The sequence below is a fragment of the Enterobacter sp. NFIX58 genome, assembly GCF_900110475.1.
Taxonomy (GTDB): Bacteria; Pseudomonadota; Gammaproteobacteria; order Enterobacterales; family Enterobacteriaceae; genus Enterobacter; species Enterobacter quasiroggenkampii.
In genome coordinates this window covers 291,585-313,676 of record NZ_FODW01000002.1, presented here as the reverse complement: position 1 = coordinate 313,676, position 22,092 = coordinate 291,585, and the positions used below count along the sequence as shown (strand labels likewise).

At 56.8% G+C, this 22,092-nt stretch carries 22 protein-coding genes and 1 other RNA gene; 15 read left to right on the top strand and 8 right to left on the bottom strand.

The genetic code is table 11. From position 1 onward, the window contains the following. The first annotated feature begins 50 nt into the window (after window positions 1–50). Both argO and BMW97_RS11135 read left to right on the top strand, forming a co-directional pair. A complete protein-coding gene (gene argO, locus BMW97_RS11140) occupies window positions 51–686 on the top strand; it encodes an arginine exporter ArgO (RefSeq protein WP_090392760.1) in 636 nt (211 codons plus the stop codon). 92 nt (window positions 687–778) lie between these two features. Further along, on the top strand, window positions 779–1,510 hold the full coding sequence (locus BMW97_RS11135; protein WP_008499728.1) for an oxidative stress defense protein: 732 nt from the start codon (window positions 779–781) through the stop codon (window positions 1,508–1,510). A gap of 43 nt (window positions 1,511–1,553) precedes the next feature. Here the strand turns inward: BMW97_RS11135 and argP are convergent, their stop codons facing one another. Then, window positions 1,554–2,447 carry a DNA-binding transcriptional regulator ArgP gene (gene argP / locus BMW97_RS11130; protein WP_008499727.1) on the bottom strand — a complete coding sequence of 298 codons (894 nt, stop codon included), beginning with the start codon at window positions 2,445–2,447 and terminating at the stop codon, window positions 1,554–1,556. Between the two features lie 127 nt (window positions 2,448–2,574). Here argP and rpiA point away from each other — a divergent pair, with 127 nt between their 5' ends. After that, on the top strand, window positions 2,575–3,234 hold the full coding sequence (gene rpiA, locus BMW97_RS11125) for a ribose-5-phosphate isomerase RpiA (RefSeq protein ID WP_014885151.1): 660 nt from the start codon (window positions 2,575–2,577) through the stop codon (window positions 3,232–3,234). 266 nt (window positions 3,235–3,500) lie between these two features. Beyond that, window positions 3,501–4,733, top strand: a complete 1,233-nt coding sequence (serA, locus tag BMW97_RS11115; protein WP_021242062.1) for a phosphoglycerate dehydrogenase — start codon at window positions 3,501–3,503, stop codon at window positions 4,731–4,733. Window positions 4,734–4,835: 102 nt separating this feature from the next. On the opposite strand, the gene BMW97_RS11110 is transcribed toward serA, so the two are convergent. The 3 genes from BMW97_RS11110 to zapA all read right to left on the bottom strand — a co-directional run bounded on the left by BMW97_RS11110 (window position 4,836) and on the right by zapA (window position 6,011). After that, on the bottom strand, window positions 4,836–5,432 hold the full coding sequence (locus BMW97_RS11110; RefSeq protein WP_045909920.1) for a 5-formyltetrahydrofolate cyclo-ligase: 597 nt from the start codon (window positions 5,430–5,432) through the stop codon (window positions 4,836–4,838). A 24-nt stretch (window positions 5,433–5,456) separates the two neighbouring features. Then, window positions 5,457–5,640, bottom strand: a non-coding RNA gene (ssrS, locus tag BMW97_RS11105) — 6S RNA. Window positions 5,641–5,681: 41 nt separating this feature from the next. Beyond that, window positions 5,682–6,011 carry a cell division protein ZapA gene (zapA, locus tag BMW97_RS11100; protein ID WP_006811891.1) on the bottom strand — a complete coding sequence of 110 codons (330 nt, stop codon included), beginning with the start codon at window positions 6,009–6,011 and terminating at the stop codon, window positions 5,682–5,684. A gap of 168 nt (window positions 6,012–6,179) precedes the next feature. Here zapA and BMW97_RS11090 point away from each other — a divergent pair, with 168 nt between their 5' ends. The 8 genes from BMW97_RS11090 to BMW97_RS11055 all read left to right on the top strand — a co-directional run bounded on the left by BMW97_RS11090 (window position 6,180) and on the right by BMW97_RS11055 (window position 16,212). Next, complete coding sequence (locus BMW97_RS11090) at window positions 6,180–6,758, top strand: YecA/YgfB family protein (RefSeq protein ID WP_024906571.1); 579 nt, start codon at window positions 6,180–6,182, stop codon at window positions 6,756–6,758. Window positions 6,759–6,789: 31 nt separating this feature from the next. Continuing rightward, complete coding sequence (gene pepP / locus BMW97_RS11085) at window positions 6,790–8,103, top strand: Xaa-Pro aminopeptidase (protein ID WP_086374948.1); 1,314 nt, start codon at window positions 6,790–6,792, stop codon at window positions 8,101–8,103. Beyond that, window positions 8,100–9,278 carry a 2-octaprenyl-6-methoxyphenyl hydroxylase gene (gene ubiH / locus BMW97_RS11080; protein WP_045909918.1) on the top strand — a complete coding sequence of 393 codons (1,179 nt, stop codon included), beginning with the start codon at window positions 8,100–8,102 and terminating at the stop codon, window positions 9,276–9,278. Before pepP ends, ubiH begins: the two co-directional genes overlap by 4 nt. A 12-nt stretch (window positions 9,279–9,290) precedes the next feature. Then, window positions 9,291–10,493, top strand: a complete 1,203-nt coding sequence (ubiI, locus tag BMW97_RS11075) for an FAD-dependent 2-octaprenylphenol hydroxylase (protein ID WP_045909917.1) — start codon at window positions 9,291–9,293, stop codon at window positions 10,491–10,493. Window positions 10,494–10,890: 397 nt separating this feature from the next. Further along, window positions 10,891–11,985 carry a glycine cleavage system aminomethyltransferase GcvT gene (gcvT, locus tag BMW97_RS11070; protein ID WP_045910150.1) on the top strand — a complete coding sequence of 365 codons (1,095 nt, stop codon included), beginning with the start codon at window positions 10,891–10,893 and terminating at the stop codon, window positions 11,983–11,985. 23 nt (window positions 11,986–12,008) lie between these two features. Then, a complete protein-coding gene (gene gcvH, locus BMW97_RS11065) occupies window positions 12,009–12,398 on the top strand; it encodes a glycine cleavage system protein GcvH (RefSeq protein WP_008499718.1) in 390 nt (129 codons plus the stop codon). Window positions 12,399–12,525: 127 nt separating this feature from the next. Beyond that, complete coding sequence (gcvP, locus tag BMW97_RS11060; protein ID WP_045909916.1) at window positions 12,526–15,399, top strand: aminomethyl-transferring glycine dehydrogenase; 2,874 nt, start codon at window positions 12,526–12,528, stop codon at window positions 15,397–15,399. A gap of 69 nt (window positions 15,400–15,468) precedes the next feature. Then, entirely contained in the window at window positions 15,469–16,212 is a 744-nt protein-coding gene (locus BMW97_RS11055; protein WP_045909915.1) for an SDR family oxidoreductase, read from the top strand. An 85-nt stretch (window positions 16,213–16,297) separates the two neighbouring features. Here BMW97_RS11055 and BMW97_RS11050 read toward each other — a convergent pair whose 3' ends face one another. Then, window positions 16,298–17,731 (bottom strand): 6-phospho-beta-glucosidase, encoded by a 1,434-nt coding sequence (locus BMW97_RS11050; RefSeq protein WP_045909914.1) that lies wholly within the window; start codon window positions 17,729–17,731, stop codon window positions 16,298–16,300. A 116-nt stretch (window positions 17,732–17,847) separates the two neighbouring features. Further along, on the bottom strand, window positions 17,848–18,579 hold the full coding sequence (locus BMW97_RS11045; protein WP_021242053.1) for a MurR/RpiR family transcriptional regulator: 732 nt from the start codon (window positions 18,577–18,579) through the stop codon (window positions 17,848–17,850). 266 nt (window positions 18,580–18,845) lie between these two features. On the opposite strand from BMW97_RS11045, the gene BMW97_RS11040 reads away from it, so the two are divergent. Then, window positions 18,846–19,505 (top strand): PAQR family membrane homeostasis protein TrhA, encoded by a 660-nt coding sequence (locus tag BMW97_RS11040; protein WP_045335239.1) that lies wholly within the window; start codon window positions 18,846–18,848, stop codon window positions 19,503–19,505. A gap of 84 nt (window positions 19,506–19,589) precedes the next feature. Here the strand turns inward: BMW97_RS11040 and ygfZ are convergent, their stop codons facing one another. Further along, window positions 19,590–20,570, bottom strand: coding sequence for a tRNA-modifying protein YgfZ (ygfZ, locus tag BMW97_RS11035; RefSeq protein ID WP_045909913.1), 981 nt, complete (start codon window positions 20,568–20,570; stop codon window positions 19,590–19,592). A 294-nt stretch (window positions 20,571–20,864) separates the two neighbouring features. Here ygfZ and sdhE point away from each other — a divergent pair, with 294 nt between their 5' ends. Together sdhE and BMW97_RS11025 are read left to right on the top strand one after the other, a co-directional pair. Continuing rightward, entirely contained in the window at window positions 20,865–21,131 is a 267-nt protein-coding gene (gene sdhE / locus BMW97_RS11030; RefSeq protein ID WP_006178375.1) for an FAD assembly factor SdhE, read from the top strand. Then, the gene (locus tag BMW97_RS11025; protein ID WP_021242050.1) at window positions 21,112–21,522 is read left to right on the top strand and encodes a protein YgfX; all 411 of its coding nucleotides are present in this window, start codon (window positions 21,112–21,114) and stop codon (window positions 21,520–21,522) included. Before sdhE ends, BMW97_RS11025 begins: the two co-directional genes overlap by 20 nt. Window positions 21,523–21,528: 6 nt before the next feature. Here the strand turns inward: BMW97_RS11025 and fldB are convergent, their stop codons facing one another. Continuing rightward, entirely contained in the window at window positions 21,529–22,050 is a 522-nt protein-coding gene (gene fldB, locus BMW97_RS11020) for a flavodoxin FldB (protein WP_045909912.1), read from the bottom strand. Window positions 22,051–22,092: the final 42 nt, after the last annotated feature.

Sequence of the window (22,092 nt, the reverse complement as noted above, 5' to 3'; positions counted from 1 at the left end):
AATTCGCGCAGTATAGTCGGCTTCCAGAACAACACTGCGAGAAAATCGTCATGCTATCTTATTATTTTCAAGGGCTTGCCTTAGGTGCAGCCATGATCCTTCCGCTCGGACCGCAAAATGCGTTCGTGATGAATCAGGGCATTCGCCGCCAGTACCATCTGATGATTGCCCTGCTGTGCGCGGTAAGCGATTTACTGCTGATCTGCGCCGGGATTTTTGGCGGCAGCGCGCTGCTGATGCAGTCTCCGTGGCTGCTGGCGCTGGTCACCTGGGGCGGCGTGGCGTTTCTGCTCTGGTACGGATTCGGCGCCCTGAAAACGGCGATGAGCAGCAACCTCGAGCTGGCGAGCGCGGAGGTCATGAAGCAGGGCCTCTGGAAGATTATCGTCACCATGCTGGCGGTGACCTGGTTAAACCCCCATGTTTATCTCGACACCTTCGTCGTGCTGGGCAGCCTGGGCGGTCAACTGGACGTTGAACCGAAACGCTGGTTCGCGCTCGGTACGGTCAGCGCCTCGTTCCTCTGGTTCTTCGGTCTCGCCATTCTGGCGGCATGGCTGGCGCCCCGCCTGCGTACGGCCAAAGCCCAGCGCATCATTAATACCCTGGTCGGCCTGGTGATGTGGTTTATCGCTTTCCAGCTGGCAAAAGAGGGGATTCATCATGTCCAGGAATTGTTCAACTAATCCTTGTCTTATGGACAACTGAACAAGACCCGCTAAGCTTGCTGGCATGCGCCCTGTTATTGGGGCACTCTTCGCAACATGGAGGAATGACAGTGAAGTTTAAAGTGATGGCCCTGGCGGCATTAGTAAGTTTCGGTGCGGTGTCGGTGCAGGCAAGCGAATTGCCGGATGGCCCGCACATCGTCACGTCAGGCACCGCAAGCGTGGACGCGGTACCCGATGTTGCAACCCTGGCAATTGAGGTGAATGTGGCGGCGAAAGATGCGGCGACGGCCAAGAAGCAGGCTGACGATCGCGTTGCGCAATACCTCTCTTTCCTCGAGCAGAACGGTGTCGGTAAAAAAGATATCAACTCTGCGAATCTGCGTACTCAACCCGATTACGACTACCAGAATGGCAAAAGCATCCTGAAAGGCTACCGTGCCGTGCGTACCGTTGAAGTGACCGTGCGTCAGCTGGATAAGCTTAACTCGCTGCTGGACGGTGCGCTGAAGGCGGGCCTGAACGAGATCCGTTCCGTGTCGCTGGGCGTTGCGCAACCGGAGAAATACAAAGACGAAGCGCGTAAAGCGGCGATCGATGATGCCATTCACCAGGCGGAACAGCTGGCTTCTGGCTTTAAGAGCAAGCTCGGTCCGGTTTACAGCGTGCGTTACCACGTCTCTAACTACCAGCCAAGCCCGATGGTTCGTATGATGAAGGCTGATGCCGCCCCGGTATCCGCTCAGGAAACTTACGAGCAGCCAACCATTCAGTTCGACGATCAGGTGGATGTGGTCTTCCAGCTGGAACCCGTTGCAGCACAGCCGAAACCGGCTCAGTAATCTGTAGGCCGGGTAAGGCGTAGCCGCCTCCCGGCTTTTCTTTTTAATCCTGTCTCAATACCTTATGCCCGTACGCCAGCAGCGCGTCGGTGACGTTGCGCATCATCCGGCTTTCCGGCGCAAAACGGTGCCAGTAGAGCATCCGGCGCTGATACAGCCCCGGCGTCAGGTCAATCAGCTCACCGCTTTTCAACTCTTTCTCAATCTGCAGGTGCGGGATCATGCAGCAGGTCGTGCCCTGGCGCGCAAGCTGCACGAAGGCTTCAGACGAGTTAACGATATGACACGGCACGCTGCCCGGCGGCAGGTCGAAGTTTTGCTGCAGGAATGCCTGATGCATATCGTCCAGATGGTCGAAGGCCACGGCAGGGGCTTTCAGCAGCGCCGCGCGGGTGACGCCGTTCGGGAAGTAGCGCTCGGCAAAGGCTTTTGAACCCACAAACAGGTAGTCCAGGGCGCCTAACTGATCGACAAGACAGCTTGGCAGCGCCTGAGGCTGAATACTGACGGCCCCAACCACCTCACCACGACGCAGGCGCTCCTGAGTACGGGTTTCGTCTTCAACCTGCAAATTCAGGCGGATAGGGGAGTCCGCGAGGACCGGCGCCAGGGCCGGCAGCAGCCAGGTTGCCAGACTGTCGGCGTTGACCGCCAGAGAGAGCAGCAGCGGCGTAGAGCCCGTTTGCTCGTCACCCAGCCACTCGTCTTCCAGCAGTTCAACCTGGCGCAGCAGGGCGAGGAGCTTTTGTCCTTGCTCGGTTGGACGTGGCGGTACGGTACGTACCAGCAGCGGCTGGCCGAACATATTTTCAAGCTGTTTGATACGCTGAGAGACGGCGGACTGCGTGATGCAAAGCTTTTGCGCCGCGCGCTCAAAACCTCGTTCACGAATAACTGCATCAAGTGCCTGTAGTGTTCTGTAGTCCGGACGTTTCATTGCTCTGGCTGGCTCCTTAATTTTGCTTATTCTGCACTATGACACAATTTTCCCTTTGTGGCAGACGAATTCCATTCGACGTGTTCTATAATGCGCCCTGAGTTTTCACACCACAGGCAAAACGATCATGACGCAGGATGAACTGAAAAAAGCAGTAGGATGGGCCGCTCTCCAGTACGTACAGCCGGGTACCATTGTCGGTGTCGGTACGGGATCAACCGCGGCACACTTTATCGATGCGCTGGGCACGATGAAGGGGCAGATCGAGGGCGCGGTTTCCAGCTCTGATGCTTCCACGGAAAAGCTGAAAAGCCTCGGCATTACCGTTTTCGATCTCAACGAAGTGGATCGTCTGGGGATTTACGTTGATGGTGCGGATGAAATCAACGGCCACATGCAGATGATCAAAGGCGGCGGCGCGGCGCTGACGCGTGAAAAAATCATCGCCTCCGTTGCGGACAAGTTTATCTGCATCGCGGACGCGTCCAAGCAGGTGGACATTCTGGGGAATTTCCCGCTGCCGGTTGAAGTGATCCCGATGGCGCGCAGCGCGGTTGCCCGTCAGCTGGTGAAGCTGGGTGGTCGCCCGGAATATCGTCAGGGCGTAGTGACCGACAACGGTAATGTGATCCTCGACGTTCACGGTCTGGAAATTCTCGACGCGATTGCGCTGGAAAATGCCATCAACGCCATTCCTGGCGTCGTGACCGTAGGGCTATTCGCCAACCGTGGCGCGGATGTGGCGCTGATCGGTACCGCTGACGGTGTGAAAACCATCGTAAAATGATCTGACGGGGGGAGTCCTCCCCCCGCTAAAAAATTTTTGATACGCTAAATTCGGTGACTTGTGTCACGTTTTTATGCCTCTTTTGCCGATCCTTCCGCGTTTGTAAATTTCCATAGCATTTTCCTCTGCCATTTTGCGCTGTATGACTTTCCTTCAGCGTGCCGACGCAAACGTTCATATTGCTGCAATAGTTTTTTTTGATATGTTGGCTACAGCGGATTTATATCCAGCACAACATCAGTTCAGACAAAAACAGGGTCGGGTAAATGGCAAAGGTATCACTGGAGAAAGACAAGATTAAATTCCTGCTGGTCGAGGGCGTGCATCAAAAAGCAATCGATAGCCTTCGTGCGGCAGGTTACACCAACATCGAATTTCACAAAGGCGCGCTCGATACCGAAGAGCTGAAAGCGTCCATCCGTGATGCCCACTTCATTGGCCTGCGATCCCGTACTCACCTGACTGAAGATGTGATTGCCGCGGCGGAAAAGCTGGTGGCTATCGGCTGCTTCTGCATCGGTACCAACCAGGTTGACCTGAATGCTGCCGCGAAACGCGGTATTCCTGTCTTCAACGCCCCGTTCTCCAACACCCGTTCCGTGGCGGAGCTGGTGATTGGCGAACTGCTGCTGCTTCTGCGCGGCATTCCGGAGGCTAACGCCAAAGCACACCGCGGCGTCTGGAACAAACTGGCTGCGGGTTCCTACGAAGCCCGTGGAAAAAAACTGGGTATCATCGGCTATGGCCACATCGGTACCCAGCTGGGGATTCTGGCGGAATCTCTCGGTATGCATGTCTATTTTTACGATATCGAAAGCAAGCTGCCGCTGGGCAATGCCACCCAGGTTCAACACCTGTCTGACCTGCTGAACATGAGTGACGTGGTGAGTCTGCACGTGCCGGAAAATGCGTCCACCAAAAACATGATGGGTGCAGAAGAGCTGGCGTTGATGAAGCCGGGTTCACTGCTGATTAACGCCGCGCGTGGCACGGTTGTCGATATCCCTGCGCTGTGCGATGCGCTGAAGCGTAAGCATCTGGCGGGCGCCGCCATCGACGTTTTCCCGACGGAGCCTGCGACCAACAGCGATCCGTTTACCTCTCCGCTGTGCGAGTTCGACAACGTGATCCTGACGCCACACATCGGCGGTTCAACCCAGGAAGCGCAGGAGAATATCGGTCTGGAAGTGGCGGGTAAGCTGAGTAAATACTCCGACAACGGTTCTACGCTTTCTGCGGTGAACTTCCCGGAAGTGTCGCTGCCGCTGCACGGCGGTCGTCGTCTGCTGCACATCCACGAAAACCGTCCAGGCGTGCTGACCGCGATTAACCAGATCTTTGCCGAGCAGGGCGTTAACATTGCCGCGCAGTATCTGCAGACCAACTCGCAGATGGGCTATGTGGTTATTGATATCGAAGCGGATGACGATGTGGCCGAGAAAGCGCTGCTGAGCATGAAGGCCATTCCGGGGACGATTCGCGCGCGTCTGCTGTACTGATGGTGCGGTCTGTGGTGTCGGGTGGCGCTTACGCTTACCCGACCTACAATGTTCGAGGATTTATGTAGGCCGGGTAAGGCGTAGCCGCCACCCGGCTTTATTCTACCAGGTCCAGGTTTTACTGGGCGTCACCACCGCCGGTAACGGCACATCCCATTTTTCTACCGGCAACGCCTTCACGCCCTGGCAATCATGCGCGTAGCCCACCGGCTGCAACCCATACTGCTGCCAGTTTTGCAGCGTCCGGTCGTAAAAACCACCGCCCATTCCCAGGCGCTGTCCTTGCTCATCAAACGCGACCAGCGGCGTAATCAGTACATCCAGCTGTGACAGCGGGAGCACGTCGCGCACGTCGAGTTTCGGTTCGGTGATTTTCAGACGATTCACCACCAGCTCGCTGTGCGGGTGATAGTGCAAAAACAGCAGATTGCCTTCACTGAACGGGTGCAGCACCGGTAGGTATACCTTCTTCCCGGCGCGCCAGAGCTGCTCTATCAGCGGTTGGGTGTCCAGCTCGCCGTCAAACGACAGAAACAGGGCAACCGTGCGCGCCATCACGACAGGGGGATACGCCATCATACGGGCGGCGGCCTGCTGGGCAAAATGCGCTTGCTGAACGGGGGTTAACGCACGACGGCGTTGACGAATGAGCTGACGAATGTCCTGGCGTGAAGCCGAAACTTCAGGGAATTGAGTCATGGTAGTCGGTAGAAGAAAAGAGAGGGAATCTCCGAGATGCCGCCGCAGGCTGTAACCCTTGAACCCTTGGTTCAAGGTGAATGTGTCGTCATAGTTTTAAGGCTTCTCGGACGGACCGAGCATGCTCACCAACCATGGAGCGCCACATTCTTGTGGTATGAAATATCGGCTCAGGGGACTGGCCCGCTTGCGAACATCTCAGAGAAATTTTGTCTTCACAGTTACTCTACCATAGTCAACTGAGAAGTGTTATTCAAACTTGGGTCCCGGTCTTTCGGGATTGCGACCTTGATCAAGCAATGCCTGTTCTATGGTCTGCTGGAGCATTTTAATGCGCTGCTCCATGCTTGCCGCGTAGTCGCGGGTCTTCGCTTTTTCCTGAGTCAGTTCATAGCTGATGTTCAACGCGGCGATGAAAACCAGCTGCTCAGTATTTGTGACTCTAGTGCGTTCTTTTAGATCTTGCAACCGCTGATTCAAATCGTCCGCAGCCTGATTCAAAGCATCCCTTTGTTCAGGCGGACAATTCACTCGCAGTGAACGGCCAAAAATCTGGAGATCGACGGGTTGTGCAGACATGCCACCTTCCTGCTGATTGACTGCGCTGCCTTCGCCTGATGCCCCGGGGGCTGCGAAGGGGCGACACTATAGCTACCCTGATGTGAAGATACAAGCCCTTTTCTGGTATCACCAGGGTCCAAAGTGGTAGCATATCATGAAACTTCCCCCCAATGATGACGAATGCGCATGTCTATACAGAACGAAATGCCTGGTTACAAGGATTTAAACCAGTTACTGAACCAGCAGGGAGTCGGTTTAACCCCTGCCGAAATGCACGGTCTGATCAGTGGCATGCTGTGCGGCGGAAACAGCGACAGCTCATGGCAGCCGCTGATCCACGACCTCACGAATGAAGGGCTGGCGTTTGGTCACGAGCTGGCGGAAGCGCTGCGTAAAATGCATGCCGCCATCAGTGATTCGCTGGAAGACGATGGCTTCCTTTTTCAGCTTTATCTGCCTGAAGGCGACGACGTCAGCGTGTTCGATCGCGCCGATGCGCTGGCGGGGTGGGTAAATCACTATCTGCTGGGTCTGGGCGTCACGCAGCCTAAACTGGATAAAGTCACCGGTGAAGCGGGTGAAGCGATCGACGATCTGCGCAACATCGCCCAGCTTGGCTACGATGAAGACGAAGACCAGGAAGAGCTGGAAATGTCTCTCGAAGAGATCATCGAGTATGTGCGCGTGGCGGCACTGCTGTGCCACGACAACTTTACGCGCTCACAGCCGACTGCGCCGGAAGTCCGCAAGCCAACCTTACATTAAGAAAAATAACGCACAGGAGGGTGTCATGGTTATCTCGAGTCAAGAGTATTCGCGCCGCCGTCAGGCGCTGCTGGCAAAAATGCAGCCGGGCAGCGCCGCGCTGATTTTTGCCGCGCCCGAAGTGACGCGTAGCGCCGACAGCGAATATCCCTATCGCCAGAGCAGCGACTTCTGGTACTTCACCGGTTTTAACGAGCCGGAAGCGGTACTGGTGTTGATTAAGAGTGATGACACCCACAACCACAGCGTGATTTTTAACCGCGTGCGCGATCTGACGGCCGAAATCTGGTTTGGTCGCCGCTTAGGGCAAGAGGCCGCACCGGAAAAGCTGGGCGTTGACCGTGCGCTGGCGTTTAGCGAAATCAACCAGCAGCTGTACCAGCTGCTTAACGGCCTCGACGTGCTCTATCACGCGCAGGGCGAATATGCTTACGCCGATGAGATTGTCTTCACCGCGCTGGATAAGCTGCGCAAAGGCTCGCGGCAGAACCTGTCCGCACCGGCCACGCTGACGGACTGGCGTCCGGTGGTGCATGAGATGCGCCTGTTCAAGTCTGAAGAAGAGCTGAACGTGATGCGCCGCGCGGGCGAAATCAGCGCGCTGGCGCACACCCGCGCGATGGAGAAATGCCGTCCCGGGATGTTCGAATACCAGCTGGAAGGCGAAATTCACCACGAATTTAACCGCCACGGCGCGCGCTATCCCTCCTACAACACCATTGTTGGCGGCGGGGAAAACGGCTGCATTCTGCACTACACCGAAAACGAAAGCGCGCTGCGCGACGGCGATCTGGTGCTGATTGATGCCGGTTGCGAATATCAGGGCTATGCGGGGGACATCACCCGGACCTTCCCGGTGAACGGTAAATTCTCGCCGGCACAGCGCGCGATTTACGACATTGTTCTCGAATCCCTTGAGACGGCGCTCAGGCTGTATCGTCCGGGTACCTCCATCCAGGAAGTGACCGGTGAAGTGGTGCGCATCATGATTACCGGTCTGGTCAGGCTCGGTATCCTGAAAGGGGACGTAGATACCCTGATTGCTGAAAATGCGCATCGACCGTACTTTATGCACGGCCTGAGCCACTGGCTGGGGCTGGACGTGCATGACGTTGGCGCCTACGGCACCGACCGTTCGCGCGTGCTGGAGCCGGGCATGGTGTTAACCGTGGAGCCGGGTCTGTATATCGCGCCGGATGCCGACGTGCCTGAAGCGTACCGCGGGATTGGTATTCGTATTGAAGATGACATCGTGATTACCGAGACCGGTAACGAAAACCTGACCGCCAGCGTCGTGAAAAACGCTGACGATATCGAGGCGCTGATGGCAGCGGCGCGCGCATGAGCGTGATTATCGTTGGCGGCGGCATGACCGGGGCCACGCTGGCGCTGGCCATTTCGCATTTGACGCAGGGGCAGCTTCCGGTGCACCTGGTGGAAGCCGTTGCGCCAGAGGAGTCCAACCACCCCGGTTTTGATGCCCGCGCCATCGCGCTGGCGCAGGGCACCTGCCAGCAGCTTTCCCGCATTGGGATCTGGCAGGCGATTGCCGACCGTGCTACGGCGATCGGGACCGTTCACGTCAGCGATCGCGGCCATGCGGGCTTTGTCACGCTGGACGCGCAGGATTACCGGATTGATGCCCTGGGTCAGGTTGTTGAGCTACACGACGTCGGATTGCGTCTGTTCCGCCTGCTCCAGGACGCGCCGGGCGTCACGCTGCATTGCCCCGCGCGCGTGGCCAGCGTGAGCCGAAGTGAAGCGTCGGTCAGCGTGACGCTGGAAAACGGCTCTGTTCTTGAAGGCCAGCTTCTGGTCGCTGCGGACGGTTCGCGCTCGTCGCTCGGCACCCAGTGCGGCGTGGAGTGGCGCCAGCAGCCTTACGGCCAGGTGGCGGTCATTGCGAACGTCGCTACCGCAGCTGACCACAACGGCAGGGCGTTTGAGCGCTTTACGCAGCATGGCCCACTGGCGATGCTGCCGATGTCGGACGGGCGCTGTTCCCTGGTCTGGTGCCATCCGCAGGATAAGGCTGAAGAGGTGAAGGACTGGTCCGACGAACGTTTTTGTACCGAGCTGCAGAAAGCCTTTGGCTGGCGGCTGGGGCGTATTACCCATGCCGGCAAGCGGACGGTCTATCCGCTTTCGCTGACCACGGCATCTCAGTCCATCTCCCATCGTCTGGCGCTTGTCGGTAACGCCGCGCAAACGCTGCATCCCATCGCGGGGCAAGGCTTTAACCTTGGCTTACGCGACGTCATGAGCCTGGCCGAATCACTGGCGCAGGCATGGGGCGAGCAAAAAGACTGCGGGGCGTATTCGGTGCTGAGTCATTACCAGAAGCGCCGTCAGGCCGATAAAGAGGCCACCATTGGTGTGACCGATGGCCTGGTCCATCTTTTTGCCAATCGCTGGGCACCGCTGGTTGCGGGCCGCAATCTCGGGCTGATGGCGATGGAACTATTCATTCCGGCACGTGACGTGCTGGCGCAGCGGACCCTGGGTTGGGTTGCGCGTTAAGGAGTTATCACCGTGCAAAATGTTGATGTCGCCATCGTTGGCGGCGGAATGGTCGGACTGGCATTGGCCTGTGGATTACAGGGCAGCGGCCTGCGTGTGGCGGTACTGGAGCAAAAACAGCCCCAGCCCGTTGCCCCGGATGCGCCGCCGGAACTCCGCGTCTCGGCCATTAATGCGGCCAGCGAAAAGCTTCTGACGCACCTTGGCGTCTGGTCAGATATTGTGGCGAACCGCGCCAGTTGCTATCACGGCATGGAGGTGTGGGATAAAGACAGCTTTGGTCATATTGCTTTTGATGATGAAAGCATGGGCTATAGCCATCTGGGCCACATCGTTGAAAACGCGGTGATCCACCACGCGCTGTGGCAAAAAGCACAGCAGTGCAGCGACGTGACGCTGATTGCGCCTGCGCAGATCCAGCAGGTGGCGTGGGGCGAAAACGAGGCGTTTATCACCCTGCAGAGCGGCGACATGCTGACCGCGCGCCTGGTGGTCGGTGCTGACGGTGCCAACTCCTGGCTGCGTAATAAAGCCGATATCCCGCTGACCTTCTGGGACTATCGTCATCACGCTCTGGTCGCGACGATCCGCACCGAAGAGCCGCACGGCGGCTTGGCGCGCCAGATTTTCCACAACGACGGCATACTGGCGTTCCTGCCGCTTGCCGATCCGCACCTGTGCTCGATTGTCTGGTCCCTGGTGCCGGACAAAGCCCGGCAGATGCATGAGGCGACGCCGGAGGCCTTTAACCAGGCGCTGTGCGTGGCCTTTGATAACCGCCTTGGCCTGTGCACGCTTGAAAGCGAGCGTCAGGTGTTCCCGTTAACCGGCCGCTACGCGCGTCAGTTTGCGGCGCACCGTCTGGCGCTGGTGGGGGATGCGGCACATACCATTCATCCGCTGGCCGGGCAGGGCGTTAACCTTGGCTTTATGGACGCGGCGGAGCTGGTCGAGGAGCTGCGTCGCCTGCATCGCGAAGGAAAAGACATCGGCCAGCATCTCTATCTGCGTCGCTACGAGCGCAGCCGCAAGCACAGTGCGGCGATGATGCTGGCGGGGATGCAGGGCTTCCGCGAGCTGTTTGCCGGGGCAAATCCGGCGAAAAAACTGCTGCGCGATATCGGTCTTAAACTGGCCGATACGCTTCCTGGCGTCAAACCTCAACTTCTCCGTCAGGCGATGGGTCTTAACGATCTCCCTGACTGGCTGCGCTAACTTAGATCCCCGTCACACTTTATTTTCCCGGCCTCTGCGCCGGGGAAATCCCCTCGTTTGAAATATTCTAATTTCACGTCATTTTTCGCATTAGATAATCTAATGTCGCGTTTTTCGCGTTACGGAAATTCGGCCCGATTTTCCGCACGAAATATCACCATGTGCTAAATCCTGTTAGATCATTGTTAATTTTGTGCGGGGTTAATCGCATTTTTCCAGTGAATAACTCTGTAGGCTTTTTAGCGTTTTTTGGTCATAAGCTAATGTGATGACCCATTTTGCCTTATGGTTAACCGCCGGTTTCGGTGGTAAGTTCAGGTAAAAGAGAACGTTTGCGTCGGTGCCCGAACGCGGGGCCGATACCGGGTTTCACGGTGAATTTTTCAACGAGGACAAGATGGCTCAACAGACTCCTTTGTACGAACAACACGTGTTATGCGGCGCCCGCATGGTGGACTTCCATGGCTGGATGATGCCGCTGCACTACGGCTCGCAGATTGATGAGCACCACGCGGTGCGCACCGATGCCGGTATGTTCGACGTGTCCCACATGACAATTGTCGATCTGCGCGGTAGCCGCACCCGGGAGTTTTTGCGTTATCTGCTGGCAAACGACGTCGCCAAACTGAAGACGCCGGGTAAAGCGCTCTATACCGGTATGCTGAATGCCTCGGGCGGCGTGATTGATGACCTTATCGTCTATTACTTCACTGAAGATTTCTTCCGCCTCGTTGTAAACTCCGCCACCCGCGAAAAAGACCTCTCCTGGATCACCCAACACGCCGAACCTTATGCCATCGACATCACCGTCCGTGACGATCTGTCGCTGATCGCCGTGCAGGGACCAAACGCGCAGGCGAAAGCCGCCTCTCTGTTTAACGACGAGCAGCGCAACGCCACCGCTGGCATGAAGCCGTTCTTTGGCGTGCAGGCGGGCGATCTGTTTATTGCCACCACCGGCTACACCGGTGAAGCGGGCTACGAAATTGCGATGCCAAACGAGAAGGCCGCTGATTTCTGGCGTGCGCTGGTGGAAGCGGGCGTGAAGCCTGCGGGTCTGGGCGCGCGCGATACGCTGCGTCTGGAAGCAGGCATGAACCTCTACGGTCAGGAGATGGATGAAGGTGTCTCTCCGCTGGCCGCCAACATGGGCTGGACCATCGCGTGGGAACCGGCTGACCGTGACTTTATTGGCCGTGAAGCGCTGGAGATGCAGCGCGAGAAGGGCACTGAACAACTGGTGGGCCTGGTGATGACCGAGAAGGGCGTGCTGCGCGGCGAACTGCCGGTGCGCTTTACCGATGCTGACGGCAATCCTCGCGAAGGCGTGATCACCAGCGGAACCTTCTCACCGACGCTGGGCTACAGTATTGCACTGGCACGCGTGCCGGCGGGGATTGGCGAAACGGCGGTGGTGCAAATCCGCAACCGCGAAATGCCGGTCAACGTGACCAAACCGATTTTTGTTCGCGCCGGTAAGCCGGTCGCCTAATCATTTTTATCAGGAGAACTTCAATGAGCAATGTGCCAGCAGAACTGAAATACAGCAAAGAACACGAGTGGCTGCGCAAAGAGGCGGACGGCACTTACACCGTAGGGATCACCGAGCACGCGCAAGAGCTGCTGGGTGACATGGTGTTTGTTGACCTGCCTGACGTGGGCACGACCGTGAGCGCGGGCGACGACTGCGCCGTGGCGGAGTCCGTAAAAGCAGCATCCGATATCTACGCGCCGGTAAGCGGTGAAATTGTTGCCGTCAACGACGCGCTGAGCGATTCGCCAGAGCTGGTCAACAGCGAGCCTTATGAAGGCGGCTGGATCTTCAAGATCAAAGCCAGCGACGAATCCCAGGTTGCCGCGCTGCTGGATGCGACCGCATACGAAGCACTACTGGAAGACGAATAACGTTGTGCCGGATGGCGCTGCGCTTATCCGGCCTGGAGATCAACGTAGGCCCGGTAAGCGTTAGCGCCACCGGGCAACAGCGTTACAGATAACTACGATTCACTGCACGTTTCAGGAACCATCGCTCATGACACAGACTTTAAGCCAGCTTGAAAACCGTGGCGCCTTCATCGAACGTCACATTGGGCCGGATGCTCAGCAACAGCAGGAGATGCTAAAGACAGTTGGCGCGGATTCATTAAACGCACTGATCGGCCAGATTGTGCCAAAAGACATCCAGCTTGCCACGCCGCCTCAGGTGGGGGAAGCCACTACGGAATTCGCCGCGCTGGCGGAGCTGAAGGCCATCGCCGGCCTGAACAAGCGCTATAAGTCTTACATTGGCATGGGCTACACCAACGTGCAGTTGCCGCCGGTGATCCTGCGCAACATGCTGGAAAACCCGGGCTGGTACACCGCCTATACGCCGTATCAGCCAGAAGTCTCCCAGGGCCGTCTGGAAGCGCTGCTGAACTTCCAGCAGGTGACGCTGGACCTGACCGGCATGGATATCGCCTCCGCTTCTCTGCTGGATGAAGCGACAGCTGCCGCCGAAGCGATGGCGATGGCGAAGCGCGTGAGCAAGCTGAAAAACGCTAACCGCTTCTTCGTGGCGGCTGACGTGCATCCGCAGACGCTGGACGTGGTGCGCACCCGTGCGGAAACCTTCGGATTTGACGTGATTGTCGACGACGCTGACAAAGTGCTGGATCATCAGGACGTCTTTGGCGTGCTGCTCCAGCAGGTGGGCACCACCGGTGAAGTTCACGACTACGGCGCGCTGATTGCCGAGCTGAAATCCCGCAAGGTGGTTGTGAGCGTTGCCGCCGATTTTATGGCGCTGGTGCTGCTGACGGCGCCGGGCAAACAGGGCGCGGATATCGTATTCGGCTCAGCACAGCGCTTCGGCGTACCGATGGGCTACGGCGGCCCGCACGCGGCGTTCTTCGGCGCGAAAGATGAATTCAAACGTTCCATGCCTGGCCGTATTATCGGCGTCTCCAAAGATGCTGCCGGTAATACCGCGCTGCGCATGGCGATGCAGACCCGCGAGCAGCATATCCGCCGCGAGAAAGCGAACTCCAACATCTGTACCTCACAGGTGCTGCTGGCGAATATCGCCAGCCTGTACGCCGTGTTCCACGGCCCGGCTGGCCTGAAACGCATTGCCAGCCGCATTCACCGCCTGGCCGATATCCTGGCCTGCGGCCTGCAGCAAAAAGGTCTTAAGCTGCGCCATGCCCACTACTTCGATACCCTGTGCGTGGACGTGGCGGACAAAGCCGCCGTGCTGGCCCGCGCGGACGCAGCAAAGATCAACCTGCGCAGCGACATCCACAACGCCGTCGGCATTACGCTGGATGAAAGCACCACCCGCGACGATATCCTGAACCTGTTCAGCGTGCTGCTGGGTGACGCGCACGGTCTGGACATTGATGCGCTCGACAAAGAAGTTGCGCTCGACAGCCGCTCCATTCAGGACAGCATGCTGCGTAACGACGCCATCCTGACGCACCCGGTCTTTAATCGCTACCACAGCGAAACCGAGATGATGCGTTACATGCACTCTCTGGAGCGCAAGGATCTGGCGCTGAACCAGGCGATGATCCCGCTGGGATCCTGCACCATGAAGCTGAACGCCGCAGCAGAGATGATCCCGATCACCTGGCCTGAATTCTCCGAGCTGCACCCGTTCTGCCCGCCAGAGCAGGCGGAAGGTTATCACGTGATGATCAACCAGCTTTCCGACTGGCTGGTGAAGCTGACCGGTTACGACTCGCTCTGCATGCAGCCGAACTCCGGCGCGCAGGGTGAATATGCGGGCCTGCTGGCAATCCGTCACTATCACGAAAGCCGCAACGAAGGCCATCGCGATATCTGCCTGATCCCAAGCTCAGCCCACGGCACCAACCCGGCCTCTGCCCAGATGGCGGGCATGGAAGTGGTGGTGGTGGCGTGCGATAAGAACGGCAACATCGACCTGGCTGACCTGCGCGCGAAAGCCGAGCAGGCGGGCGACAGACTCTCCTGCATCATGGTGACCTATCCGTCCACCCACGGCGTGTACGAAGAGACCATCCGTGAAGTGTGCGACGTGGTGCACCAGTTCGGCGGTCAGGTATACCTCGACGGTGCAAACATGAACGCGCAGGTGGGCATTACCTCGCCGGGCTTTATCGGCGCGGACGTATCGCACCTCAACCTGCACAAAACCTTCTGCATTCCGCACGGCGGTGGCGGCCCGGGCATGGGCCCAATCGGCGTGAAAGCGCACCTGGCACCGTTTGTGCCGGGCCACAGCGTGGTTCAGATTGAAGGCATGCTGACCCGTCAGGGCGCGGTTTCTGCGGCACCGTTCGGTAGCGCCTCTATCCTGCCAATCAGCTGGATGTATATCCGCATGATGGGCGCGGAAGGGCTGAAGCAGGCGAGCCAGGTGGCCATTCTGAACGCCAACTACATTGCGACGCGCCTTAAGTCTGCCTTCCCGGTGCTCTATACCGGCCGCGACGGTCGCGTGGCGCACGAGTGCATCCTTGATATTCGTCCGCTGAAAGAGCAGACCGGCATTAGCGAGCTGGACATTGCCAAGCGTCTGATCGACTACGGCTTCCACGCGCCTACCATGTCGTTCCCGGTTGCGGGCACGCTGATGGTGGAGCCAACGGAGTCCGAAAGCAAAGCTGAGCTGGACCGCTTTATCGACGCGATGCTGGCCATCCGCATGGAGATCGACCGCGTACAGGACGGTGAGTGGACGCTGGAAGATAACCCGCTGGTTAACGCCCCGCACACCCAGCACGAGATGGTGGCTGAGTGGAACCACGGTTATTCCCGCGAGCTGGCGGTCTTCCCGGCAGGCGTGGCGAACAAGTACTGGCCGACCGTGAAGCGTCTCGATGATGTCTACGGTGACCGTAACCTGTTCTGCTCCTGCGTGCCGATGAGCGAATACCAGTAACATGTTGATGTAGTAACGTAGGCCGGGTAAGGCGAAGCCGCCACCCGGCTTTTTTATTGGGAGAAGATAATGGCAATTGCACTGGTCACCGGCGCCAGCCGCGGCATCGGGAAAGCCACCGCGCTGCAGCTGGCTCGCGAAGGCTACACCGTGGCGGTGAACTATCATCACAACATTAACGCCGCGCAGGACGTCATCAGGCAGATTGTGGATGCGGGTGGTCAAGCCTTTGCCGTACGTGCAGACATCAGCGATGAAGCTCAGGTGCTGGCGATGTTTAACAGCCTCGATCGCGAAGGCGAGCCGCTGACCGCGCTGGTCAATAATGCGGGGATTCTGTTTGAGCAATCCACCATCGAGAATCTCTCCGCCGAGCGCATTAACCGTGTCCTGGCGACCAACGTCACGGGCTACTTCCTCTGCTGCCGGGAAGCGGTAAAACGCATGTCCTTCAAACATGGCGGCAAGGGCGGGGCGATAGTAAATGTCTCTTCCGCGGCGTCCCGTCTGGGCGCGCCGGGTGAATATGTGGATTACGCCGCGTCCAAGGGGGCGGTGGATTCGCTGACAACGGGTTTATCGCTTGAGGTCGCGGCGCAGGGCATTCGCGTTAACTGCGTCCGTCCGGGTCTGATCTATACCGATATCCATGCTTCCGGCGGAGAGCCGGGGCGAGTGGATCGCGTAAAATCGTTACTGCCGATGCAGCGCGGCGGCCAGCCGGAAGAGGTCGCCCAGGCGATTGTCTGGCTGCTGAGCGAAAAGGCGTCGTACGTAACGGGGAGTTTTATAGAGCTGGCGGGTGGGAAGTAAACCCCTCACCCTAACCCTCTCCCCAAAGGGGAGAGGGGATCAATCGTAGGCCGGTGCAAGCGTAGCGCCGCCCGGCGTTACGGCGTTAAAGTTTCTCGCCGTTGCTGGCAATCACGCCTTTATACCACTCGAAGCTCTTCTTACGGGAACGCGACATGTCGCCCGTGCCGTCGTCGTGCTTGTTCACGTAGATAAAGCCGTAGCGCTTGCTGTACTGGCCGGTGGTAAACGACACGCAGTCGATACAGCCCCATGGCGTATAGCCCATCAGATCCACGCCATCGTGGGTAACGGCTTTGATCATCTCTTCCACGTGGGCGCGCAGGTAGTCGATGCGATAGTCATCGTTGATGCTGCCGTCTTCTTCTACCTTGTCGTAGGCGCCGAAGCCGTTTTCCACGATAAACAGCGGTTTCTGGTAACGCTCGTACAGTTCGCACAGGGAATAACGCAGGCCTACCGGGTCAATCTGCCAGCCCCAGTCGGAGGCCTTCACGTGTGGGTTCGGTACGCTGCCTTCGAAACCGGAAATGGCATCGCCGGTACCGCCTTCCGCCTTCACTGCGTTGGTCATGTAGTAGCTGAAGCCCAGGTAGTCGCAGGTGCCTTCACGCAGGATCTGCTCGTCATCCGCTTCCATTTTAATGGAGAAGCCGCGGCGCTCCCATTCGTTCAGCACGTAGGACGGGTAGTAGCCGCGCAGCTGGACGTCGGTAAAGACGTAGCGCTCGCGCATTGATTCCTGGGCGAACATCACGTCTTCCGGTTTGCAGGAGAACGGATAGAGCGCCACCATCGCCAGCATGCAGCCGACTTTCATCTCCGGGTTGATGTGGCGCGCGGCTTTCACCGCCAGGGCGCTGGCCACAAACTGGTGGTGCAGGACCTGATACATGGTCTCTTCCGGATTTTCATGTTCGGTGTAGACCACGCCCGAGCAGCAGTAGCCGAAGAGCGGCGCGCGCCAGTTACGCTGGTTGTTGATTTCGTTGAAGGTCATCCAGTATTTGACCTTGTTTTTGTAGCGCTCAAAGACCACTTCCGCGAAGCGTACAAAGAAATCGACCACTTTACGGTTGGTCCAGCTACCGTACTCCTTCACCAGGTGCAGCGGCATTTCGAAATGGGAGAGGGTGATCACCGGTTCGATGTTGTATTTCAGCAGCTCATCGAACATGTCGTCGTAAAACTTCAGCCCTTCTTCGTTTGGCTGCGTTTCGTCACCGTTCGGGAAGATACGCGTCCAGGCAATCGAGGTGCGGAAACACTTGAAGCCCATCTCGGCAAACAGCTTGATGTCTTCTTTGTAATGGCCGTGGAAATCAATCGCCTCATGATTGGGATAATATTTCCCCGGCACCACGTCCTGCGTGATTTCGCGCGGTACGCCGTGTGCGCCGCCGGTTAATACGTCGCAAATGCTTGGCCCTTTGCCGCCTTTGTTCCAGCCGCCTTCAACCTGGTGAGCGGCAACCGCGCCACCCCATAAAAAATCTTTTGGTAAGGTCAATTTTTTCATCGCTGCTATTCTCAATAAATGGCTTATTGGCATCGAGTCTAGCAAAGCGAAATTAAATGTCACGATATAACAAATTGGGCATAATGTGATTTGTTACATCAAAAAAACAGGATGTTTTATTCTGCAAGTTTCTTCGCCAGCTTACGGCCGAGAGATTCCAGAATATAGATGACGGGAATTTGCGTGGTGATATCGTAGACACCTGCAATACGCGTCTGGGGAACGTGCCAGGAGAGATTAAAGTCGGCCAGTTTTGCGAGACGCGAGTGCTCGTGGCTGGTAATGGAAAGCACCTTGCAGTGATGCAGGCTAAACTGGCTGGCGAAGCGCAGGATCTCCTCGGTCTCACCCGAGACGGAGAGCACAATCGCCAGCGCATTTTTCGCCATGTCATTGGTGACCGGGAAATAAGGGTCATCAATATGGTTACTGAATTTTCCGATATTAGAAAAGAAACGTGCGCCATATTTTGCCAGCGAGCCTGACGTTCCTGCGCCGACAAATATAATGCGTTCCGACGATAAAATAATATCGACCGCACTATCTAATAACGCGTCGAACTCTTCATTATTTACGCTTTTAAAGAAGCTGATAATTTCGCTGGCGCCGAAATTCGCCTGCTGGGGCTCGTTCTGTTCAAGATAAAGCTTAAAGCGTACGCGAAACTCCGAGTAGCCTTCGCAGTTAAGCTTGCGGCAAAAGCGCAGGATAGTGGTCGTCGAGACACCCGCTGCATCCGCCAGCTCGCGGATGGTCATGTACATGACTTTGTCACGGTTTTTAATGACATAGTTGTAGACCATCATCTCCAGGTTATTGAGACTGGCAATGGCGGAGTGGGTAAACATACTCACAATGGTATAACTCTTATTCAGACCTCATGTATCCATCATAACATGCGGCCAGACGGCAGGATCCATTTTTATGCTCTTGATTCTTAATGGTTAAATTTTAATGTGAACAAATGTTAGGTGAAAAATTCATTTATGCCTATGATTTTTAGGTGTAAATCACTGAAGTGAAATTATTTTAGCTAACAGGTGTTCACTGGAATCATTCTCAGTTAGCATAGTGATGCGATGAATAATCATCTTTTGTTTTCCCGGAGTTTTGTATGGTGAGTAGACCATTAATCGCACAGGGATATTCGCTGGCTGAGGAAATAGCCAACAGCATCAGCCACGGCATTGGCCTGGTGTTTGGGATTGTCGGTTTAGTGTTATTGCTGGTGCAGGCGGTCGATGCAAATGCCAGCGCGATGGCTATTACCAGCTACAGCCTGTATGGCGGGAGCATGATCCTGCTGTTTCTGGCCTCGACGCTGTATCACGCGATCCCGCATCAGCGGGCCAAGATGTGGCTCAAGAAGTTTGACCACTGCGCTATCTACCTTCTTATTGCAGGCACCTACACGCCGTTTCTGCTGGTGGGGCTCAACTCACCGCTGTCGCGCGGCCTGATGATTGTTATCTGGAGCCTGGCGCTGCTCGGGATCCTGTTTAAGCTCACCATCGCGCACCGGTTTAAGGTGCTGTCGCTGGTCACCTATCTGACCATGGGCTGGCTGTCGCTGATCGTGGTGTACCAGCTGGCAATCAAACTGTCGATAGGGGGCGTCACGCTTCTGGCCTTAGGCGGCGTGGTGTATTCGCTCGGCGTCATTTTCTACGTCTGCAAGCGTATTCCGTACAACCATGCCATCTGGCACGGCTTTGTGCTGGGCGGCAGCGTGTGCCACTTTTTAGCGATTTATTTGTATGTGGGGCAGGCGTAGTTTTTTGTCGGGTGGCGGCTTCGCCTTACCCGACCTACGGGATAAGTAGGCCCGGTAAGCGCAGTGCCACCGGGCGATACAGCATCACTCTTCCAGTGAATAGGGCAGAGGCTCGATGCTCAGTGTGTTCACATCGTCGCGCACGCGGAACACGCTGTCCGCTTCCATGTCGTTGTTCATAACGGCCTGCACCAGAAGACGTCCATCATCCAGCTGTACGGCGGCTAATACGGTGCCGGTACGGCGCCAGTTTTCACCCATCTTCAGCTCTAAATCTTCCCCTGCTTCAGGTACGCGGCTGGCATGGCCCGCCAGCGTCCACAGCGCGCGTTTGTTTGCCCCGCGGAATTTCGCACGTGCGACCATCTCCTGGCCGGTGTAGCAGCCTTTTTTAAAGCTGATGCCGCCCAGCGCCTGCAGGTTCGTTGCCTGAGGAATAAACTGCGCGCTGTTTGCGGCGTCAATGATCGGCAGACCCGCTTCGATGTTCAGCGCCAGCCACTGCTGACTGTTGTTAAGCTGCGCTTCGCCCCGCAGCGCCTCGGTGACGCGCTCGGCGGTTTCAGCATCGGTGACTAACAGAAAACGCTCTGCCGGGTGTTCAAACCACAGGATAGAGGTGGCACCTTCGCTGACGAGCTGCTTTTCGGCATCCGGCAGTTCGCTGAACAGATTTTTCAGCGCCGCACGCGCCTGGAAGCCGGCCACACCCAGCAGGACATGTTCGTCGTCCGGGGCGATAGTGACTTTGGAGAAGACCGCGTATTTTTTCAGCTCTTTGAGCTGGGCGTCACGCAGGCTGCGGCGCTCAATAAAGGCAAAACCGTCCTGACGGCGGAACAGACGCAGGTTGCTCCACATTTTGCCTTTTGGGTCGCAATGGGCGGCCAGCAGGTGCTGGTGTTCGGTCATCTGACTGACGTCGGCGGTCACCTGGCCCTGCAGATATTTTTCGGCGTCGGCACCGGTGAGCGTCGCCAGCGCCCAGTCATCAAGAGAAATAAGCGTCAGCGGCAGACGCGCAGAGGCGGCGGGCTGGCGAGGAGAAAATGGTGTAAAGGCCATAACGATATCCTGAATTGCTTAACGCTTTGATAATGCCTAATGGTAAAAGAGCCTGCAGGCAATGCAAGCGCTTTCAACAGGCCATTTGTGCCATAAACCGGTTGTGCGTAATACCACGCAAAATAATGTAATCCGCTGTCTTTGTAGGGATTATTCTGGAAGCCTGCTCGTCGATCGCAATATTCCAGTAATGAAACGCTCAAAAACACGTTACACTAGCTGGTGTCCCCGTAGAGAAATAAAGAATACTGAATGGGGTACCGACTGTGCCAAACGTAATGCAGGAAACTGAACATGGATATTAACAACAAGGCCCGTATTCACTGGGCGTGCCGTCGCGGCATGCGTGAACTTGATATTTCCATCATGCCTTTCTTCGAATATGAGTATGACACCTTAAGCGACGATGATAAGCGTCTGTTTGTTCGCCTGCTTGAGTCTGACGATCCAGATTTATTCAACTGGCTGATGAACCACGGCAAACCCGCCGACACCGAGTTGCAACGGATGGTGCAATTAATTCAAACACGGAATCGGGAACGTGGTCCTGTGGCAATCTGATCTTCGCGTCTCGTGGCGCTCGCAGTGGATGTCTTTGTTGCTCCACGGCCTGGTTGCGGCCTTTGTGTTACTGATGCCGTGGCCGCTGAGCTATACGCCGCTGTGGCTGCTGTTACTCTCGTTTGTCGTGTTTGACAGCGTACGCAGCCAGCGTCGCATTAATGCCCGTCAGGGAGAGATCAAGCTACTGATGGATTCCCGCCTGCGCTGGCAGGGAAAAGAGTGGGATATTCTCGGTATGCCCTGGATGCTCAACTGCGGCATGATGTTACGGTTACGCAAGGTGGACGGCGGGCGTTGCCAGCATCTTTGGCTGGCGGCTGACAGTATGGATGCTGCCGAGTGGCGAGACCTGCGCCGGATGCTGTTGCAACAGACGACGCAGGGGTAATAGGCGTTAGCTAAACTTTTCTGCCATTTCGCCCAGAATCTGCTCGCACCAGTTTTGCAGGCGTTCATCGCTAAGATCGTACTGGTTGGTTTCATCCAGCGCGAGCCCAACAAACAGCTCGCCGTCGGCAATAATCGGCTTTTTACTGGTGAACTCGTAACCTTCGGTTGGCCAGTAGCCGATGAACGACACCCCTTTCGGCGCCAGCTTGTCGTGCAGCATGCCGAGCGCGTCCAGGAACCACTCCCCGTAACCCAGCTGATCTCCCATCCCGTACATGGCAACAATCTTGCCGTCGAGATTGACTGAATCGAGTTGATCCCAGATGGCTTCCCAGTCTTCCTGTATCTCACCAAAGTCCCAGGTTGGGATGCCGAGGATCAGCACATCGTACTGTTCCATCAGCGCGACCGCGTCATCTTTCAGGTTATGCAACGTCACCAGTTCCGGGCCAATGATGTCGCGAATTTTCTCTGCCGCCATTTCGGTGTAGCAGGTGCTGGAACCATAGAACAGACCAATATTCATCGCGTAACTATCTCAATTCTTGCGTTGACTTTGCGCGTAGTG